This window comes from Brevundimonas goettingensis (assembly GCF_017487405.1).
Lineage (GTDB): Bacteria > Pseudomonadota > Alphaproteobacteria > Caulobacterales > Caulobacteraceae > Brevundimonas > Brevundimonas goettingensis.
In genome coordinates, this window is the sequence record NZ_CP062222.1 from 367,377 (window position 1) to 385,211 (window position 17,835).

A 17,835-nucleotide genomic window follows, 5' to 3' on the forward strand; every position below is an offset into this window, starting at 1 on the left:
GAGAACGATCACATTTCAGGCGTCGCTTGACCAGAGGCCCAGGGGCCAAAGAGCGGGACCGGCGACGAATGGCCGCCGGTCCCGTGTTTCAAGCGTCGATCAGGCGCCGATGCCGCCGTCGACCAGGATGCTGGTCCCGGTGATGTAGTTTGCGCCCGGACCGGCCAGGAAGGCGACCGCCGACGCGATGTCCGACGGCTGGCCGTAGCGGCCCAGCGAGATGCCGGCCAGCATGGTCGGGGCGTTGGGGCCGTCCGCCGGATTCATGTCGGTGTCCGTGGCGCCGGGCTTGACCATGTTGACGGTGATCCCCCGCGCGCCGACTTCGCGCGACAGGCCCAGGGTGAAGGCTTCCAGCGCCGACTTGGTCGCCGAATAGACGGTCACGCCGGGGAAGGGCACGCGGTGGGCCAGGACGCTGGAGATCGAGATGATCCGGCCGCCTTCGCCCAGGTGCGGCAGGGCCGCCTGGCTGGTCAGGAAGACGCCGCGGACATTGACGTTGAGCAGGGCTTCGATCTCCTCGACCGACTGGTCGGCGAACATCGCGCCGCCGGCGATCCCGGCGTTGTTGACGACGATGTCGAGGCCGCCGAGGCCGGCGACCGCTTCGGTCACGGCCTTCTTCGGCCCTTCGACGGAGCCGGCGTCGGCCTGGATGGCGACGGCCTTGCGGCCCTGGCTGCGGATTTCGGCGGCGAGGGCCTCGGCCTTTTCGGCGGACTTCTCATAGGTGACGGCGACGTCGGCGCCGTCGGCGGCCAGTTGGCGGGCGATGGCCGCACCAATGCCGCGCGCGCCGCCGGTGACGAGGGCGCGTTTGCCAGAAAGAGGGAGAGAGGGAGTGCTCATTGCGATGATCCTGTTGCGTTCGGCCAATTCTGTATCGATCGGCACAGAACTAGCTGGGGAGCTTGCCTGACGCGCGCAAGGGATTATTTATCGGTCAGCACAAAAAGAGGTCCGAATGTCGCTATCCGTTGATGGCGCCCCCGCTCCAAGCCGGGGCCGCCCCCGCAGTTTCGATCGCACCCAGGCCCTGGAGCAGGCGATGCGCGTGTTCTGGGAGAAGGGCTATGCAGGCGCCTCGATGAGCGATCTGACCGCCGCAATGGGCATCGCCTCGCCCAGCCTCTACGCCGCCTTCGGCTCCAAGGAGGGTCTCTATCGCGAGGCGATCGACCACTATGTCTCGAGCTTCAGCGGCGGCTTCTGGGGCGTGATGGAGGCGCCGACGGCGCGCGAAAGCGTCGAGGGCGTGCTGCGCAATGCCGCCCGCGTCTTCACCGACGGCGACTTCCCCAGCGGCTGCATGGTCATCCAGACCGCCGCCGAGAGTGGAGAAATGTCGCCCGAACTCGCCGCCAGCCTGTGCGAGATCCGGGCCAGCACCACCGAGACCCTGGCTGCGCGGATCCGCAAGGGCATGGCCGAGGGCGAACTGTCGCCGACCACCGACGCCCGGGCGGTCGCGCAATTCTACGCCGCCGTCCACAAGGGACTGAGCCTCAGCGCCAAGGGCGGGGCGGGGCGTGAGGAGCTGGATTCGGTGGTCAGTTCGGCGATGAAGGCCTGGGGGCCGCTCACCTCCTGAGGATCACCGGCGGCCGGTTCTACCAGCGGAAGGCGAACTTCCCGATCACGGCTCCGGCCGCCACGGCCATCGCCATTCCCAGCGTGTACCAGAGGCCTACGAAGGCCGCCGCGTGCTCGGGGCAATGGAGGCCGTAAAGGGTCGTTGCCAGACCGCCGGTCAGCAGCCCCGCCGCGGCGCCCGCCAGCATGGGCCGGGTCGGGGCGAAGGCGCGGGCGGCCCAGAAGACGAAGGGCGCCGCCACGAGGCTGAGCAGGGCGATGTTCGGCGCGCAGACATGGGCGCTGTCGCCCATCATGGCCGGCATCCGTTCAGGCATCGGCAGGGTGAACAGCTCATAGAGGCCGAGGCCCACCGCCAGGGTCAGAACGGCGGCCAGCAGGATCAGCGGCCCCTTCGGACTGGCGCCCGGCCGACCCAGCCGATCCAGCAGCCAGAAGCCGGCGCCCGCCATGAGGGTGGTGTAGGCCGCCTTGGCCCAGAAGACCGGGCCGCGCATGGCCGCCATCAGGTCGTCGCGATAACCGAGCCACAGGCCGACGGTGACCAGCACCACGATCGCGGCGGGGATCAGGGACAGCAGCAGCCGTCGGTCCAGACGGCGCGCGGGCGGCAGGTCGGCGGCGAGGGCCTGGATCAGGTCGTCAGTCTTCATCGACGGCCTCCCCGGCAGGCGCAAAACGGGCGTTGAGCGACTTGAGACTGCGGTGGATCGAGACCTTTGCCGCCGTCAGGGAATAGCCGTGGCGTTCGGCGGCCTCGGCGACCGACAGGCCCTTCAGCCGCACATCCTCGATCAGCTTGCGCTGGCGGGCGGGCAGCAGGGCGAGGCAGCGGCCCAGGTCCGCCTTGGTCGCCCCGTCCTCGACCGTGTGATCGGCGAACAGGGCCGAGGCCTCTTCGAGCGGATGGGTGGGCCGGCGGCCGCGTCGGCGCAGATGGTCGACCAGCTTGTGGTGGGCGATCGCCCAGGCCCAGCCGCTGAACGACTGGAATGGGTCCCAGGTCGCGCGCTTGGCGTGGATGGCGATCAGGGTTTCCTGCACAAGGTCCTCGGCGTCGGCGCCGCCGTCGAACAGGCGGGTCCGGAAATAGGGGCGCAGATGCGCGCCCAGGTCGGTGAGCAGCACGCGCCAGGCCGCCGCGTCGCCGTCGAGACCGCGGAGCATCAGGCTTTTCAGATGGGCTTCACGATCCGTCACGGTCAAAGGCGTCTTCGTCCGGTGCGCGGCGAAGGTTACATCAGATCGCGGGCTTTGGCCCACTAGCGGTCAGTTCGATGGGGCCAATTTCGTTCAGAACTGGCCAGCGAATGCCACAAGTATCTGTAGAGGCGTAGATCTTCCACGAGTTTTGGTCGCTTCTCAAACTGCTAGGGTTGTGCGAAGACATTTCGCTAAGGTTGGGGACCTCTATCATATGGAAGAAGCGCACCGCGCGTTCAGTCACGGATTCCAGTTGGATGCGGCCAGCATTTCTGGATTGTGCGCTAGAATCGATTCCCATTTCGCTAAGCTTGGTCCAGACAATGGAAAGGTTAGTTTTCGAGTTCGTCTAAAGGATGAATCGATACAATCGATACCGGATATAGAATCTCTCTTGTCTCTTCCTAATGTTGGAAGGAAAGAAGTTATTGCTATAACGATATCCAAAGAACGTGGAATTGGAGATGACAGATATTCTTCTTCGATATGTTTTTCTGACCCGGGTATAGATGAGGATCTAGACAAATCGATAACATTCAGCGTGTCTGGTCCGAACTTGGACTGGGTTCGCAGCTTAAAAGTCGATCTAGAAGAATTTATATCTGGAGTATCTCGGCCAAATTACGCTGTAATTTTCTCAAAAGTTCGCCCGTTTCTTATGGGTTCTGTGATTCTAAGTATGCTTGCGACAATTGTCGTAATATCCGGAATTGCAAATGCCCCATCAGTTTCTAATGAAGAAATTCTGAGGCTAAAATCAGAATTAGCTGCTGCAAAAGATACAATAGATGACTCTCTGGTTGTGTACGCGAGGTGGAATTCGGTCAGGAGCCACGATTCACTTCCGTTTTGGATGGTTCTTCCAACTGTAGTGGCTTTGATTCTTACGAGCATAAGTAGAAAATCAATAGAATCGATTTTCAAATCGAAGATTTTTTATTTCGGAGGAATGCTTAGTGTTATTTCTCAAAGGAGAACTATGCACAGCATTTTCTGGGTCGGTATAGTTTTGGCGATCGCCGTCGGCGTCGGCGTTAATTACATCACGAAATACCTCATGCCGTAAACTTCTAGGCATAGTTGAAGCTGATCGAGATCCGCTCGGACTTCGCCTGATTGGTCGGCACCTCGTGGCGCAGCCAGCTTTCCCACATCAGCACCGTGCCCGCCGAAGGGGCCAGATAGACGAAGGGCTTCTCGGCCTCGGGCGCATCGGCGACCACGCCCGGCCGGGCCATCATCATCGGCAGGCGCGGGTCCTCGAGCTTGAGCGCCGAGGCGCCGTCCGGGACCTCGACATAGACGGTGCCCGACAAGAAGGCATGGGGGTGGATATGGCCGGTATGACCGCCGCCGGGCTTGAGGATGTTGACCCACAGATTGTCCAGGCGCGGCTTGCGGGCGAGATTGAAATTCAAGGCCTTCGCATAGGCGAGGGCGTGGCGGTCGAGGTGTTTCTTCAGCTCGGCGAACTCGGGCATCCGGTTCGGCAGGTCGTTGAGAGAGCCGTAGGAGGTATACCCGCGATAGGCGTGCGCCTTGCTCCAGGCGCGGCCGGCGCCGTCCTCGTCGGCCAGCATGCGACAGGCGTCCGACAGATCGGCGTTGAAATCCTCGAACCCCGGCGTGGTGGCGAGGGTGGCCTCATAGACCTGGGTGACGAAGAGGGGGCGAAGGGTCATTCGCGCTCCTTAGCCCGTCGTGGCTTATCCATCCATAAGCATCCCCTGTGTTGACCCCGGCGCCCGTCCGTGGTCCGTGCCGCGTCCCATGTTGAGCCCGACCTCCAGAACCGCGACCAAAGACCTGCTGCGCCTCGCCTGGCCGGTGATCCTGGCGCGTCTGGGCATCATGACCATGGGCCTGACCGATGTGATCGTGGTCGGCAACTATTCGGCGCGGGAGCTGGCGTTCAGCTCCCTGGCCCTCGCCCCCATGAGCATCGTCGTGACCACTGCGGTCGGCCTGATGATGGGGGTGCAGGTCATGACCGCCCGCTTCCTCGGCGAGGGACGGCGGGCCGAGGTCGGCGCCGTCCTGCGGCGCGGTATCTCCTATTCGCTGCAGCTGGGCGTGGCGGCCATGCTGGTCCTCTTGTTGCTCGGTCCGCTGGGGCTGAAGCACGCGGGTCTGGCCGACGGTCTGGGCGAGGGCGCGAGCCCGGCCCTGCGCATCTTCGCTCTGTCCATGCCCGGTTATCTGGTCAGCGTCGCGGCCCAGTTCTTCCTTGAGGCCCTGCACAAGCCCAAGGCCGGGATGTGGGCCATGTGGGTGGCCAACGGGATCAATCTGGCGCTCAACCTGCTGCTGGTGCCCGACATTCTCGGCCTCGGCATCCACGGGGCGGCGGCCTCGGCCTGGGCGACCTTCGCGGCGCGGACCTCGCTGGCCGTCTTCCTGATCGTCTATATCGTGCGCCTGCCAGAGGCGCGGGAGCTGGGCGTCTTCCTCAAGCCCTCGCGCGATCCCCTGGCCGAGCGCGAGCAGCGCAAGGTCGGCTACGGAGCCGGTTCCAGCTATTTCATCGAGGTCGGAGCCTTCGCCGCCATGACCTTCATCGCCGGCCAGCTGGGCGCGATCGAGACCTCGGCCTGGGCCATCGTGCTCAATGTCTCGGCCATCGTCTTCATGGTCCCCATGGGGCTGTCGGCGGCGACGGCGGTGCTGGTCGGCCGGGCCTATGGCGCGCGCGACGGACGTGGCGTCCTGAGGGCCGGTCTGGTCGGGATCGGGGTGGTCACCGTGCTGACGGTGGTGGTGGCCATCGGCCTGTGGCTCTTCGCCCCGGTGGTGGCCAGCGCCTACAACCGCGATCCCCTGTTGCTGGCGGTCGTGACCCCCGCGCTCGTTCTGGCGACCCTGTTCTTCGTGGCGGACGGCATTCAGGTGGTCTCGGCCTCGGCCAACCGCGCCGCGGGCGACGTCTGGTGGCCGACCATCATGCATTTCGGCGCCTACACCCTGGTGATGATGCCGGTCGGCTGGATCCTGGCCCACCAGCTCGGCGTCAACGGCCTGGTCTGGGCGGTGATCATCGCCAGCCTGGTATCCTCGGCCCTGCTGACGGGCCGGTTCGTGCGCGTGGCGAGGCGGCTGAGCGCCTAACGCTGTACGAAACAGACCGTATTGCCGTCCGGGTCATCGACGGCGAACTCCCGCGTGCCCCAGGTCTGGTCGATCGGTCCCTGATGCAGGGGCGATTCCTCGCGGTCGGGCGGGACGAAGCCGCGCTCCTTCATCGCCGCGAAGTCGGCGTCGACGTCCTTCGTCAGCACCAGGATCGACTGGCCCGCGATCCCGTCGTCGGCCTGGCTGGACAGGTGCAGTTCGTCGCCGTCGCGCGTCAGGATGGCGTAGGCGGGATCCGTCGGGCCGGGAAAGATGTGCGCGAGCTTGAAGTCCAGAATCCAGGTGTAGAACAGGACCGAACGGGACATCCGCTCGCATTTGACGACAGGAATGACGGCCAGGGGGGATCTCCGGGGCGCATGGAGGTGACGGACGCGCCCGCCCACTCTATATCCCACGCCTTCCCCATACGACCGGATTCCCATGGCCCGCATCCTGATCACCTCGGCCCTGCCGTACATCAACGGCATCAAGCACCTGGGGAATCTGGCGGGCTCCATGTTGCCGGCCGACGTCTGGGCGCGGTTCAAGCGCGGGCAGGGGCATGACGTCCTCTATATCTGCGCCACCGACGAACACGGCACCCCGGCCGAGCTGGCCGCCGCCGCCGCCGGTCAGGACGTGCGCACCTATTGCGACGAACAGCACCAGATCCAGAAGGCGGCGGGCGAGGCCTTCGGCCTGAGCTACGACCATTTCGGCCGCTCCTCCAATCCGCCGAACCATCGCCTGACCCAGCATTTTGCTGCGCAACTGGAGGCGAACGGCCTGATTGAAGAGCGTGTCGACCGGATGATCTATTCGATCGACGACGCCCGCTTCCTGCCCGACCGCTATGTCGAGGGGACCTGCCCGCACTGCGCCTATCCCAAGGCGCGCGGGGACCAGTGCGACAACTGCGGCCGCCTGCTGGACCCGACTGATCTGATCGATCCCTATTCCTCGGTTTCGGGCTCAAGGAACCTCGAGGTTCGCGACACCCGCCACCTCTATCTGTTGCAGACGAAGCTGGAACAGCCGATCCGCGACTGGATCGAGAGCAAGGGCGACTGGCAGACCCTGGCCAAGTCCATCGCCTACAAACACCTCGACGAAGGCCTGATCGACCGCGGCATCACCCGCGACCTGGCCTGGGGCATTCCGGTGGTCAAGGACGGCTTCCCCCGCCCGGGGATGGAGGACAAGGTCTTCTACGTCTGGTTCGACGCCCCCATCGAATACATCGGCGCCACCCAGGAATGGGCCGAGAAGCACGGCACGACCTGGCGCGACTGGTGGCGTCTCGATGCCGGCGCGGAAGACGTTCGCTACGTCCAGTTCATGGGCAAGGACAACGTCGCCTTCCACACTGTCAGCTTCCCCGCGACCATCATCGGCTCGGGCGAGCCGTGGAAGACGGTCGACACCCTGAAGGCCTTCAACTGGCTGAACTGGTACGGCGGCAAGTTCTCCACGTCCCAGAAGCGCGGCGTCTTCATGGATCAGGCGCTGGAGCTGCTGCCCGCCGACTACTGGCGCTGGCACCTGACCGCCTATGGCCCCGAGGGCTCGGACGCGGCCTTCACCTGGGAGCAGTTCCAGTCGACGACCAACAAGGACCTGGCCGATGTGCTGGGCAATTTCGTCAACCGCATCGTCAAATTCACCGAGTCGAAGTTCGGCGGTGTTGTGCCCGAGGGCGGCGAGGCCGGCCCGGTCGAGGCGAAGCTGATCGAGGACGTCAACGCCGGCATCGCCGAGACCACCGCCGCCTTCGAGGCCATGGAGTTCCGCAAGGCCTGTCAGGCCCTGCGCGCCGTCTGGGTGCTGGGCAATGAGTATCTGCAGGTCGCGGCGCCCTGGACCGCGTTCAAGACCGATCCGGCGCAGGCCGCGGTAGGCGTCCGCATGGGTCTGAACCTGGTGGCCCTGTTCGCTCGTATCGCAGCGCCGGTCATGCCTTTCTCGGCGGTGAAGATCGCGGCGTCAGTCGGGGCCACCGACCTGACGTGGCCCGCGCCGGGCGAGGACTGGACCACGGCTCTGCCGCTTGGCCAGACCGTTCAGGCCGCCGAGGTCCTGTTCAGGAAGATCGAGGACGTTCAGGTCGCCGAATGGTCCGAACGCTTCGGCGGGGCGGAGGCCTAGACCTTCGCCACGTCTCCGCCGGTGTGGGCCGCCTTGGCGTCCTTCGTCCCGCGCAGATATTCCGCCGCCTCTTCGTGACCGATGTCGAGGAAGGCGGGGGCCGATGCGTTGAACTCGTCCATATGGCCGGTGCGGACGATGACCGAACGGCCGCCGTCCCAGATCATCCGGCCCGCGACGAACAGGACGATGAACAGGCCGACATAGCCGATCCAGCGGAAGCGGTTCAGCAGCCGGGCGATATAGGTCGCGGCCAGACCCATCAGGGCGATGGAGATCAGCAGGCCGCCCGCCAGGATCCAGGGATGCTCGTGCGCGGCGCCGGCGACGGCCAGGACATTGTCCAGCGACATGGTCACGTCGGCGATCAGAATCTGGACCAGGGCGGCGCCGAAGGTCTTGCGCTTGATGCCGAGTTCTTCCGGGCTCGGGCCTTGACCGTGCTCGATCGAGGCGGCCAGTTCCAGCTCCCTCTGGGCCTCGGCCTGATCGTGGGTCGCCTGTTCGCGCAGCTCGCGCCACATCTTCCAGCACACCCAGAGCAGCAGGAAGCCGCCCGCCAGCAGCAGACCGACGATGGCCATCAGCTGGACGGTGATCAGGGCGAACAGGATCCGCAGCACGACCGCAAAGCCCAGACCGACCAGAATGGCCTTGCGGCGCTGCTCCTGCGGCAGTGAGGCGGCGGCGAGACCCACGGCGACAGCGTTGTCGCCGGCCAGGACGAGGTCGATCATAAGCACCTGGCCGAGTGCGGCGAGCTGGCTGATCAGATGGGGCGTGAAGAGGGATTCCATGAACGGCTCTCTAGCGGGGCCGTGGCGCAGCGCCAAGTGGCGTCGGCGTTCAGGTGAAGAGTGTTAGTGAGCGAGAGGTGACCAAGGAGGGATGCGTGCTCACCCCTTGCTCACCAGCACTTTTCACTTGCCTTTGTCCGCCTGCTTCTGCGTCGCCACATACAGCGCCACGGCCGCGGCGTTGGAGACGTTCAGGCTCTCGAAGCCGCCCGGCATGGGGATCTTCGCCAGGACGTCGCAGTGTTCGGCGACCAGGCGGCGGATGCCGTCGCCTTCGGAGCCCATGACCAGGACGGTCGGACGGTCGTCGAGGGCCGTCTCCAGAGTCTCTTCCGAATCTCCGTCGAGGCCGACGGCCCGCCAGCCCAGGTCGGCCAGACGCTCCAGCGCCCGGCTGAGGTTGGTGACGCGGGCGCAGGGCAGTTTCTCGGTCGCGCCGACGGAGGCTTTCGCAAGGGCGCCGGCGAGGGCCGGGGAGTGGCGATCCTGCACGATGATGCCGCGCGCGCCGAAGGCCAAGGCCGAGCGGAAGATGGCGCCGACGTTCTGGGGATCGGTCAGCTGGTCCAGCATGACGATGATGCCCTCGGCCGGATCGGCGAAGTCGTCCAGCGCCACCCCCTCCAGCGGCGAGACCTTGAACACCAGTCCCTGATGCACCGCGCCGGCCGGCAGCATCCGGTCCAGGGCCTGCACGTCCATGACCTCGATCTTGTGGCCGTGATTCAGATTACCGCGTTCGAGTTCGGCCGCGCGGTCCTCGGTGGCCAGCAATCGACCCATGCCTTTTCGCGCCGGATTCGCCAAAGCGGCGAGTACAGGGTGCCGTCCCCAGACGAAGGCGTCCGGATCCGACTTGGCGCCCTTCGGCCCCCGAGGCGTTGAATCTGCAAAGCTTTTCGTCGGCGGATTGGGGTTCCAGCCGCCCTTTTTCGACCCGTCAGGGGCGGTTTGAGGCCGGTTTCCAAAAACAGGTTTTTTGCCTGCTTTCCGGTCGTTGCGTTCTGGATTTCTCGACACTATAAGACGCCCTCCGATTTGGAGCCCTAGGGCTTTCGGGTCTGGCGCTCCCTCTATCTCAGGCGTGCCGGAACATCGAAGGCTTTTGTTGAGCCGCCCCTCGAAAGAGGAACGGCGAGACGGTTTGGTCGGTTCGAAAGGCGCGTTGGGGGAATGTCCCGAGCGGCAAAGGGGGGGGACTGTAAATCCCCTGCGTAAGCTTCGAAGGTTCGAGTCCTTCTTCCCCCACCACGCGCTTTCGAAACGGACGGATCAGGACGACGGAACGGACCGGTCGTCGAGGCTCCTGTCCCGCAAGGGGAGGTCCGAGGCGGTCTTCGCGCGGGTATAGCACAATGGTAGTGCAGCAGCCTTCCAAGCTGAGGATGTCGGTTCGATCCCGTCTACCCGCTCCAGGTTTTTGAATGCACACAGCGCCCCTCAACCCGGGCCATCAGGAGTTTGGCCATGGCCAAGGAAAAGTTCGAACGCACCAAGCCGCACTGCAACATCGGCACGATCGGTCACGTTGACCACGGCAAGACGACGCTGACGGCGGCGATCACGATGACGCTGGCGAAGGCCGGCGGCGCCAAGGCGATGAACTACGCCGACATCGACGCCGCGCCGGAAGAAAAGGCCCGCGGCATTACGATCAACACCGCGCACGTTGAGTATGAGACGGCCAACCGTCACTACGCCCACGTCGACTGCCCCGGCCACGCCGACTATGTGAAGAACATGATCACGGGCGCCGCGCAGATGGACGGCGCGATCCTGGTGGTTTCGGCCGCTGACGGCCCGATGCCGCAGACCCGCGAGCACATCCTGCTGGCCCGTCAGGTCGGCGTGCCGGCCCTGGTGGTCTTCATGAACAAGGTCGACCTGGTCGACGACGCCGAGCTGCTCGAGCTGGTCGAGATGGAAGTGCGCGAGCTGCTGTCGTCCTACCAGTTCCCGGGCGACGACATTCCGATCACCATGGGTTCGGCCAAGGCCGCGACCGACGGCGTGAACCCGGAAATCGGCGAACAGCGCGTTCTGGCCCTGATGGAAACCGTCGACGCCTACATCCCGCAACCGGAACGCCCGGTCGACCTGCCCTTCCTGATGCCGGTCGAAGACGTGTTCTCGATCTCGGGCCGCGGTACGGTCGTGACCGGCCGCGTCGAGCGCGGCATCGTCAAGGTCGGTGAAGAAGTCGAGATCGTCGGCATCCGTCCGGTCCAGAAGACGACCTGCACGGGCGTCGAAATGTTCCGCAAGCTGCTGGACCAAGGTCAAGCGGGCGACAACGTCGGCGTTCTGCTGCGCGGCACCAAGCGTGAAGACGTCGAGCGCGGTCAGGTTCTGTGCAAGCCGGGTTCGATCACCCCGCACACCAAGTTCCTGGCCGAAGCCTACATCCTGACCAAGGAAGAAGGCGGCCGTCACACGCCGTTCTTCACGAACTACCGCCCGCAGTTCTACTTCCGCACCACGGATGTGACCGGCATCGTTCACCTGAAGGAAGGCGTCGAAATGATCATGCCCGGCGACAACGCCGAGCTGAACGTCGAACTGATCACCCCGATCGCCATGGAAGAGAAGCTCCGCTTCGCCATCCGTGAAGGCGGCCGCACCGTCGGCGCCGGCGTCGTCGCCAAGATCATCGCCTAAGTCGGCGACGATGCGCTCTGCTTGAGCGCGACGATGAATGACTAACGAGACGGCCGTCGGGGCGACCCGGCGGCCGTTTTGCTTTTGACCCCTCTCCCGGAGGGAGAGGGAGGGGCCCGCCGCGCAGCGGGGGCAGGGTGAGGGTTATGCCCTCACCGGTCAGGCCGCAGCCCCTCACCCTTTCGCCTTGCCGATCGCTTCGCTCCCGGAGGCTCAAGCCCTCTCCCCACGGGAGAGGGTTAAGTTGGCAACCTTCACCATTGGCGGCGCGTTGGGAGCCGGATGATTCACCACGCCCGCGCCGTCTTCTCCGTCCTGATCGGCGCCCTCCTCTTGGCCGGTTGCGCCCTGCATCCCGGGGCGGTGGATCGGGTGCGGTTCGCTTCAGATCTGAGCCGGCCGGTGATGAACACTCCGGCGGGCGATCTCAGAGGCATCGATGGCGCCGGGGTGCGGGCCTTCCTCGGCGTGCCCTATGCGGCGCCGCCGGTCGGCGATCTGCGCTGGCGGGCGCCGAGGCCGGTCGAGGCCTGGCAGGGCGTGCGTGACGCCTCTCGCATCGGCCCGGACTGCACCCAGGCGCTGGGCCGCCGCGCCGTTCTCGGCGGGGGAGGCGGCGTCGTCTTCGGCGGCGAGGACTGCCTCTATCTCAATATCTATGCTCCCGCCGGAGAGCCTGCCCGGCCGCGGCCGGTGATGGTCTATCTGCACGGCGGCGCCTTCACCATCGGGGCGGGGGCCAACTATGACCCGAGCCTGCTGGCGGTCGAGCAGGACCGGGTGGTGGTCACCCTGAACTTCCGCCTCGGCGCCCTGGGCTGGCTGGCCCATCCCGGTTTCGCGACCGAGGGCGAAGGCGTGGGCGGCAACTGGGGCCTGATGGACCAGCAGGCGGCCCTGCGCTGGGTGCACGCCAATATCGCGGCCTTCGGCGGCGACCCCGGCGACGTCACCCTGTTCGGGGAAAGCTCGGGCGCCTGGAGCGCCTGCTATCTGATGTCGTCCCCGTCGTCGCAGGGCCTGTGGAGCCGGGTCATACTGCAGAGCGGGCCGTGTCTGGAGCCCTCATCCCTGAACGACGCGACGACGGCGGCCCAGGCCGGACCCGCCTTCGCGGAACTGCTGGGGTGCAGCGGCGCGGACGCCGTCGCCTGTTTGCGCGGCCTGCCGAACGGCGCCATCGCGAAGACCCGGTCGGTGCGCAGCGGCTTGAACGGCCCGGGCTCCTGGGGACCGGTCTTCGGCGACGCCCTGGTGCCCGTCAGCCCGGCGCAGGCCTTCGCCTCGGGCGACTTCATCCGCACTCCGGTGATCGTGGGGACCAATGCCGACGAGGGCCGGCTGTTTGCGGTCGAGGTCAAGGATATGGACCGCTACAACGACGAGACCCGCTGGATGTACGGCGACGAGGGCGCGCGCGTCCTGGCCCACTATCCGGTCGGCGAAGAGGGGCCCGGCCTGACCATGGCCCGCAGCTTCACCGATCAGAGGTTCGCCTGTCCGTCCGACGCCCTGCGCCGGGTGCTGGCCCGCCATGTGCCGACACACGGCTATGAGTTCGCCGATCCGGCGCCGCCCATCGTCGTGCCCCGGTTCCTGCTGCCCTACGACATGGGCGCCTATCACGCCTCGGAGATGACCTATGTCTTCGGCCGGCCCTGGGCCTTCGCCAGCCCTTCGAAATTCACGCCGGAGCAGGCGGCCCTGGCGCGGCGGATGCGCGACGCCTGGGCAGGCTTCGGCCATGACCCGGCGTTCGAGGCGAACTGGCCGCGCGTCAATGAACGGGGCACGCCGCTGAAGGCCTTCGATCCGGCCGGCGACCGGGCGGACGACGACTTCTTCGTCCGCCACCAGTGCGCCATGTGGGACGGCTCCGACTTCGGCGCCGTCGTCCTGCGGATGGCCCGCTAGCGCTCTAGCGGAAGTGGACCATCACGCCCGGCTTGACCGCCTCGGCCAGTTCCAGCGCGTCCCAGTTGGTCAGGCGCACGCAGCCGTGGCTGGCGGTCTTGCCGATCGTGGTCGGATCGGGCGTGCCGTGAATGCCGTAGCTGGGCCGGTCCAGATCGATCCAGACCGCGCCGACGGGATTGTTCGGACCGGCGGGCACGGTGACCTTGGGTCCCCTGCCGAAGTTCAGCTTGGCCGGGTCGTAGGTGTAGTCCGGCGTGCGGGCGACGCCGTTGACCTTCACCTCGCCCGAGGGACTGGGGTTGTCGCCGCTGCCGATGGTGGCTGGGTAGTAGGCGATCAGCTTGCCCGAGGCGTCATAGGCGCGGATGGCCTTCTCGGCCTTGGACACCTCGATGCGGGCGACTTCGGGCAGGGCGGCTTGGCTCACGCCCGGGACGATGATCTTCACCCCCGCTGTCTTGAAGTCGACGCCGGGGTTCAGGGCCTGAAGCAGGGCTTCGGAGATGTGGAAGCGCTCGGCGATCTTCTCGCGCGCGGTCGAATAGTTGGCGCCCAGCTCGGCCTGCAGCGACAGGTCGTCGGTCGGGGGCGGGCTGAACGGTCCGGCGACGTCTTCGGCGCTCAGCACATAGTCGGCCATGACCGGAGCGGAGTCGGTGCTGGCCAGGGCCTGAACCATGTCGGCCTCGGTGAAGGTCTCGTCCTCCTGACCGTTGGCCTTGCGCCAGGCCTCGATCGCCTGGCGCGTGTTCGAGCCGCGCAGGCCGTCGATCTGGCCGGGCGAGAAGGGGGTGCGGTCCAGCAGGATCTGCAGCCGGATGAGGCCGGCGTCGGGCGGTGTGTCGGCGGCGGGATCCGGCGCCTCCACGGCTTGGCCAGATACGGCGGTGTCCGGCACGGCCTCGGGGGCGGGGAGGGCGCCTTCGATGTCGGCGCGGCTCAGGCCCGGCGTCGCGGCCGGCGTTCCCGGGGCCTCGGCGCGGCTGTTCTGGCGATCAGGCGATCCGCAGGCCGCCAGCGATCCGACGGCGAGGGGCAGGGCGGCGGAGATCAGGAGCAGGTGACGCAGACGCATGGAGCACTCTTTATACGGCAAGGCTTGATGAAGGCTTCAGGCGCCTGAGAGTTCCCTACCCCAGGGCGGCGGCCAGACCTTCGGCGGTTATGGCGGCCCAGCAGGCGTAGCCTTCGTCATTCATATGCAGGTCGTCCGGCCCGATGCCGCCCCGGCTGAGCCGGCCCCAGCCCTGCATGGCGTCGAAGCGGCGCTGGACGGCATAGCCGACGCGGTTGCCTTCGAGGGCGATCATCCGGGCGGCCTCGCCCAGCTCGACATTCTTGCCCCGGAAATTGACGCCGTTCTCGGGCAGGCGCTGCGGATCGACCAGCAGGACGTCGACCCCGGCGGCCGACAGGATCGCCTCGCCGCGTTGCAGGTCGGCGGCGAGGTCGTTCCACGGCCGGGCGCGCAGGATGTCGTTGGTCCCGATCTGCCAGATGACCAGGTCCGGCTGGAAGCGCTCGATCTCGGCCTGCAGCCGGTTGACGGTCTCATGCGCCGTCTCCCCACCGATGCCGCGGTTCCAGACATTGACCGCCACCTCGGGCATCCGCGCCCGCAGATCGGTCTGGAGCAGGGGGACGAAGCCCAGGTCGGCCCGGCTGGCGCCCACGCCCTCGATGCTGGACGAGCCGATGGCCAGGATGTTGAGCCGGTTCTGGGCCACCGCCGCCTTCGACCGTCTCAGGCCGTCGCCGGCCAGAACCAGGCTGTCGCTGCTGACCGGGCAGGCCGGCGCCCCTTGCGGCGGCGTCTGGGCCGGGGTCGGAATGACCGGTTCAGTCGCCCGCTGCGTTTGGGCCCGCGCGGCGCCGGTCAGGATCAGGCCGAGGCCGATCCCGGCGGCGGCGGTCAGCAGGATAGTCTTCAGTCTCACCCGTTCTCTTCTCCGGTTGCGGGGTCGGTGGCGGTTTCGCCGGAATTGCTCGAGCCTTCGGAACCGCGCGGTTCTGTCGCCGGACGCGGGGCTTCGCCCTCGGGCCCGGGGCGCAGGTTTTCGTTCTCGACGGCTTTGTCTTTGGGACGGTTAGGGGAGGTCATCGCAGTCTTCCTGATTATCCACGGTCTGGCCGTCTGCGGCAACGCTCGGGGCAAAGGTTCGGCTCCGGACCCGAGCGGCGAAAGATATCGTTCACCATCCCGCTAAACCGTCCCGAAACGGCGGTCCGTTAAGGGTGTCGGCTGAATTCGGAGAGCCGCATGACCGGAACCCTTGAGGTCGAGATCATCAGGCCGGAGGCGCTGCCCCCGGCCGACGAGACTTTGTGGCGCGCCATGCTGGCCGCCGACCCGGCCCTGGCCAGTCCCTATTTCCGTCCTGAGTTCACCCGCGTCGCCGGGGCGATCAGCCCTGACGCGGCCGTCGCCGTGTTCAAGCAGGATGGGAAAACCGTCGGCTTCTTCCCGCACCAGACGCGTGGCGGCACGATCCAGCCTCTGGGCGCGCCCATGAATGACTATCACGGCGTCGTCGCCTTCCCCGGCCAGGGGCCGGATCTGGAGACCGTCGCCCGCCTGCTGGACGCCCCGCGCCTGCGCGTCAGTGCCTGGGTAGGAGAGGCCGAGGCCACCGAAGAGCGCCAGACCCTGATGGTCTCCATGCCCGAAGACGGCTTCGACGTCTGGTACGCCGAGCGCCGCACGACCTGGGGAAAGTATTTCAAGGACAAGGAACGCGCCCGCCGCAGCCTCGAGGCCGAGCAGGGACCGATCACGGTCCAGCGCAATCTGCGCGACCCGGCCCTGCTGGACCAGCTGATCGCCCTGAAGAGGGAACAGTACAAGCGCACCGGCCGCCACGACATCTTCGACTGCGGCTGGACGGCCGAGCTGCTGCACGCCCTCCTCAAGACGGAAGGCGAGGACGACTTCGGCGCCTCAATGGCGGCCATGTATGCGGGCGGCAAGCTGGTGGCGGTGGAGTATTCGCTGCACGCCGGCGGGCGCTACCATTTCTGGTTCCCGGTCTATGAGCCGTCGCTGGCGCGCTGTTCGCCGGGCATCCTGCTCAGCATGGACACCATGCGGCTGGCCTCGGAGGTCGGCTACCGGGTCTTCGACTTCGGCTTCGGCGGCGAGGGCTACAAGAAGTATTTCTGCAATGCCGTGCAGACGGTGCGCGAGGCCGTGGTCATGCGTCCCGGCCTGAGCTCGGGCATCAGCAATGCCGCCGTCGGCCTCCTGAACGCGGCCGGCAAGCGGCGCGGCGATCGGCTGCGCACGAGCGTGCGTCGGCGCTGGGCGGCGATCGAGGCCTGCGAGACCACGTCGATGGACCGGCTCAAGGGGGCGGTCGAGGCGGCCCAAGTGGCCCTGAGCAAGGGCAAGGCCCGCGCGGCCCAGCGTCTGGCCGATCCGGCGGTCAGCGGATGAGAGATCAAGTGACGAAACGCACCCGCTATCCCGGCCCGATCACCGAGGCGAAGAAACATCCGCACGATCTCGTGGAGCGCGGCTTCGCGACCGACGAGGCCCTGGCCCGGGTGCTGGACCGCTATCCGGCCGATCTGTTCGACATCAACCTGTACGACTACGACGCCGAGGGGCAGGTTTCATTGCGCACCGGCGCGCGCGGCAAGCTGTCGGGGGACAAGCTGCTGGAGGCCATCCAGGCGGGACGTCTGTGGGTCAATCTGCGCGACGCCCAGAACGGCTGCCCCGACCTCTGGAACGCGGCCATGGGCGAGTTCAGGAAGATCGAGGCGGCCTATCCGGGACTGAAGGCCGTCCGCAACGCGGGCCAGCTGATCATCTCCTCGCCGGTGGCGCGGGTGCCCTATCATTTCGATCCGGCCGGGGTGGTGCTGTTCCACCTGCGCGGCCGCAAGCGGATCTTCGTCTATCCGGGCGACGAGGCCCATCTGCCCGAGCGCAATATGGAGCAGATCGTCGCGCGCCAGACGACCGAGGAACTGCCCTATGTCCGCGCCTTCGAGGCCGACGCCCAAGTCATGGATCTGGAGCCCGGCGAGGCCCTGACCTGGCCCCTCTATGCCCCGCACCGTGTCGAGAATCTGGACCGGTTCTGCGTCAGCCTGTCGATGGACTTTCAGACCTGGCCGTCGCGGTTCCGCAACGGCGCTCTCTATACCAACGCCGTCATGCGCAGCCGGGGCGGTTCGCCGCGCTTCACCGAGGGCATGTCGACGCCCGAACTGGCCGCGCGCTGGGCCGCCTCTCTGGCGCTCAAGAAGGTCGGCGGGCTGAAGAGCAAACTCGACAGCTTCGAACGCGACTTCGAACCCCAGGTCGGCGCCGCCGACGGGGCGGGGGCGTTGAGGGCCTAGATTAAATCGAGGTCATGACGTCGAGTTAAAATGACTTGCGGGAAGGACGGCGGCATTTTCC

17 protein-coding genes and 2 tRNA genes are annotated in these 17,835 nt (G+C 66.5%); 10 read left to right on the forward strand and 9 right to left on the reverse strand.

Features of this window, described 5'->3' with window-relative positions:
• Positions 1 to 99: 99 nt before the first annotated feature.
• On the reverse strand, positions 100 to 852 hold the full coding sequence (locus tag IFJ75_RS01855; protein ID WP_207870884.1) for a 3-oxoacyl-ACP reductase family protein: 753 nt from the start codon (positions 850 to 852) through the stop codon (positions 100 to 102).
• A 199-nt stretch (positions 853 to 1,051) separates the two neighbouring features.
• Here IFJ75_RS01855 and IFJ75_RS01860 point away from each other — a divergent pair, with 199 nt between their 5' ends.
• Entirely contained in the window at positions 1,052 to 1,594 is a 543-nt protein-coding gene (locus IFJ75_RS01860) for a TetR/AcrR family transcriptional regulator (RefSeq protein ID WP_207870885.1), read from the forward strand.
• Positions 1,595 to 1,613: 19 nt separating this feature from the next.
• Here IFJ75_RS01860 and IFJ75_RS01865 read toward each other — a convergent pair whose 3' ends face one another.
• Together IFJ75_RS01865 and IFJ75_RS01870 are read right to left on the reverse strand one after the other, a co-directional pair.
• A complete protein-coding gene (locus tag IFJ75_RS01865) occupies positions 1,614 to 2,249 on the reverse strand; it encodes an NrsF family protein (protein ID WP_207870886.1) in 636 nt (211 codons plus the stop codon).
• A complete protein-coding gene (locus IFJ75_RS01870; protein WP_263973008.1) occupies positions 2,239 to 2,763 on the reverse strand; it encodes a sigma-70 family RNA polymerase sigma factor in 525 nt (174 codons plus the stop codon). Before IFJ75_RS01870 ends, IFJ75_RS01865 begins: the two co-directional genes overlap by 11 nt.
• A gap of 250 nt (positions 2,764 to 3,013) precedes the next feature.
• Between IFJ75_RS01870 and IFJ75_RS01875 the strand changes: the two genes are divergently transcribed.
• Entirely contained in the window at positions 3,014 to 3,865 is an 852-nt protein-coding gene (locus IFJ75_RS01875) for a hypothetical protein (RefSeq protein WP_207870887.1), read from the forward strand.
• A gap of 4 nt (positions 3,866 to 3,869) precedes the next feature.
• On the opposite strand, the gene IFJ75_RS01880 is transcribed toward IFJ75_RS01875, so the two are convergent.
• Positions 3,870 to 4,481 (reverse strand): TIGR02466 family protein, encoded by a 612-nt coding sequence (locus IFJ75_RS01880; RefSeq protein ID WP_207870888.1) that lies wholly within the window; start codon positions 4,479 to 4,481, stop codon positions 3,870 to 3,872.
• A gap of 76 nt (positions 4,482 to 4,557) precedes the next feature.
• Here IFJ75_RS01880 and IFJ75_RS01885 point away from each other — a divergent pair, with 76 nt between their 5' ends.
• The gene (locus IFJ75_RS01885; protein ID WP_225896940.1) at positions 4,558 to 5,904 is read left to right on the forward strand and encodes an MATE family efflux transporter; all 1,347 of its coding nucleotides are present in this window, start codon (positions 4,558 to 4,560) and stop codon (positions 5,902 to 5,904) included.
• Here IFJ75_RS01885 and IFJ75_RS01890 read toward each other — a convergent pair.
• Positions 5,901 to 6,236 (reverse strand): VOC family protein, encoded by a 336-nt coding sequence (locus IFJ75_RS01890; protein ID WP_207870889.1) that lies wholly within the window; start codon positions 6,234 to 6,236, stop codon positions 5,901 to 5,903. The genes IFJ75_RS01885 and IFJ75_RS01890 overlap by 4 nt on opposite strands.
• Before the next feature lie 115 nt (positions 6,237 to 6,351).
• Between IFJ75_RS01890 and metG the strand changes: the two genes are divergently transcribed.
• Positions 6,352 to 8,055 carry a methionine--tRNA ligase gene (gene metG / locus IFJ75_RS01895; protein WP_207870890.1) on the forward strand — a complete coding sequence of 568 codons (1,704 nt, stop codon included), beginning with the start codon at positions 6,352 to 6,354 and terminating at the stop codon, positions 8,053 to 8,055.
• Here metG and IFJ75_RS01900 read toward each other — a convergent pair.
• Both IFJ75_RS01900 and rlmB read right to left on the reverse strand, forming a co-directional pair.
• Positions 8,052 to 8,852: a TerC family protein gene (locus IFJ75_RS01900; protein WP_207870891.1), complete on the reverse strand. Its 801-nt coding sequence runs from the start codon at positions 8,850 to 8,852 to the stop codon at positions 8,052 to 8,054. The two genes, metG and IFJ75_RS01900, sit on opposite strands and share 4 nt — an antisense overlap.
• 123 nt (positions 8,853 to 8,975) lie before the next feature.
• Positions 8,976 to 9,872 carry a 23S rRNA (guanosine(2251)-2'-O)-methyltransferase RlmB gene (gene rlmB / locus IFJ75_RS01905; RefSeq protein ID WP_207870892.1) on the reverse strand — a complete coding sequence of 299 codons (897 nt, stop codon included), beginning with the start codon at positions 9,870 to 9,872 and terminating at the stop codon, positions 8,976 to 8,978.
• A 147-nt stretch (positions 9,873 to 10,019) separates the two neighbouring features.
• Between rlmB and IFJ75_RS01910 the strand changes: the two genes are divergently transcribed.
• The 4 genes from IFJ75_RS01910 (at position 10,020) to IFJ75_RS01925 (ending at position 13,424) form a co-directional block, all read left to right on the forward strand.
• Positions 10,020 to 10,103, forward strand: a tRNA-Tyr gene (locus IFJ75_RS01910).
• 90 nt (positions 10,104 to 10,193) lie between these two features.
• Positions 10,194 to 10,267: transfer RNA gene (locus tag IFJ75_RS01915), tRNA-Gly, on the forward strand.
• Between the two features lie 52 nt (positions 10,268 to 10,319).
• Positions 10,320 to 11,510 carry an elongation factor Tu gene (gene tuf / locus IFJ75_RS01920; RefSeq protein WP_207870893.1) on the forward strand — a complete coding sequence of 397 codons (1,191 nt, stop codon included), beginning with the start codon at positions 10,320 to 10,322 and terminating at the stop codon, positions 11,508 to 11,510.
• A 282-nt stretch (positions 11,511 to 11,792) separates the two neighbouring features.
• Positions 11,793 to 13,424, forward strand: coding sequence for a carboxylesterase/lipase family protein (locus tag IFJ75_RS01925; protein WP_207870894.1), 1,632 nt, complete (start codon positions 11,793 to 11,795; stop codon positions 13,422 to 13,424).
• Between the two features lie 4 nt (positions 13,425 to 13,428).
• Here IFJ75_RS01925 and IFJ75_RS01930 read toward each other — a convergent pair whose 3' ends face one another.
• Positions 13,429 to 14,502 (reverse strand): L,D-transpeptidase family protein, encoded by a 1,074-nt coding sequence (locus IFJ75_RS01930; RefSeq protein ID WP_207870895.1) that lies wholly within the window; start codon positions 14,500 to 14,502, stop codon positions 13,429 to 13,431.
• A 55-nt stretch (positions 14,503 to 14,557) separates the two neighbouring features.
• Positions 14,558 to 15,364 carry an SGNH/GDSL hydrolase family protein gene (locus IFJ75_RS01935; protein WP_207870896.1) on the reverse strand — a complete coding sequence of 269 codons (807 nt, stop codon included), beginning with the start codon at positions 15,362 to 15,364 and terminating at the stop codon, positions 14,558 to 14,560.
• A gap of 323 nt (positions 15,365 to 15,687) precedes the next feature.
• Here IFJ75_RS01935 and IFJ75_RS01940 point away from each other — a divergent pair, with 323 nt between their 5' ends.
• Both IFJ75_RS01940 and IFJ75_RS01945 read left to right on the forward strand, forming a co-directional pair.
• The gene (locus tag IFJ75_RS01940) at positions 15,688 to 16,860 is read left to right on the forward strand and encodes a GNAT family N-acetyltransferase (protein WP_207870897.1); all 1,173 of its coding nucleotides are present in this window, start codon (positions 15,688 to 15,690) and stop codon (positions 16,858 to 16,860) included.
• 8 nt (positions 16,861 to 16,868) lie between these two features.
• Positions 16,869 to 17,774 carry a cupin-like domain-containing protein gene (locus tag IFJ75_RS01945; protein ID WP_225896943.1) on the forward strand — a complete coding sequence of 302 codons (906 nt, stop codon included), beginning with the start codon at positions 16,869 to 16,871 and terminating at the stop codon, positions 17,772 to 17,774.
• Positions 17,775 to 17,835 lie beyond the last annotated feature (61 nt).

Coding starts and splice junctions, on each gene's coding strand:
- IFJ75_RS01855 (WP_207870884.1), bottom strand. CDS start 852: ATGAGCACTCCCTCTCTCCCTCTTTCTGGCAAACGCGCCCTCGTCACC.
- IFJ75_RS01860 (WP_207870885.1), top strand. CDS start 1,052: ATGCGCGTGTTCTGGGAGAAGGGCTATGCAGGCGCCTCGATGAGCGAT.
- IFJ75_RS01865 (WP_207870886.1), bottom strand. CDS start 2,249: ATGAAGACTGACGACCTGATCCAGGCCCTCGCCGCCGACCTGCCGCCC.
- IFJ75_RS01870 (WP_263973008.1), bottom strand. CDS start 2,763: ATGCTCCGCGGTCTCGACGGCGACGCGGCGGCCTGGCGCGTGCTGCTC.
- IFJ75_RS01875 (WP_207870887.1), top strand. CDS start 3,014: ATGGAAGAAGCGCACCGCGCGTTCAGTCACGGATTCCAGTTGGATGCG.
- IFJ75_RS01880 (WP_207870888.1), bottom strand. CDS start 4,481: ATGACCCTTCGCCCCCTCTTCGTCACCCAGGTCTATGAGGCCACCCTC.
- IFJ75_RS01890 (WP_207870889.1), bottom strand. CDS start 6,236: ATGTCCCGTTCGGTCCTGTTCTACACCTGGATTCTGGACTTCAAGCTC.
- metG (WP_207870890.1), top strand. CDS start 6,352: ATGGCCCGCATCCTGATCACCTCGGCCCTGCCGTACATCAACGGCATC.
- IFJ75_RS01900 (WP_207870891.1), bottom strand. CDS start 8,852: ATGGAATCCCTCTTCACGCCCCATCTGATCAGCCAGCTCGCCGCACTC.
- tuf (WP_207870893.1), top strand. CDS start 10,320: ATGGCCAAGGAAAAGTTCGAACGCACCAAGCCGCACTGCAACATCGGC.
- IFJ75_RS01925 (WP_207870894.1), top strand. CDS start 11,793: ATGATTCACCACGCCCGCGCCGTCTTCTCCGTCCTGATCGGCGCCCTC.
- IFJ75_RS01930 (WP_207870895.1), bottom strand. CDS start 14,502: ATGCGTCTGCGTCACCTGCTCCTGATCTCCGCCGCCCTGCCCCTCGCC.
- IFJ75_RS01940 (WP_207870897.1), top strand. CDS start 15,688: ATGACCGGAACCCTTGAGGTCGAGATCATCAGGCCGGAGGCGCTGCCC.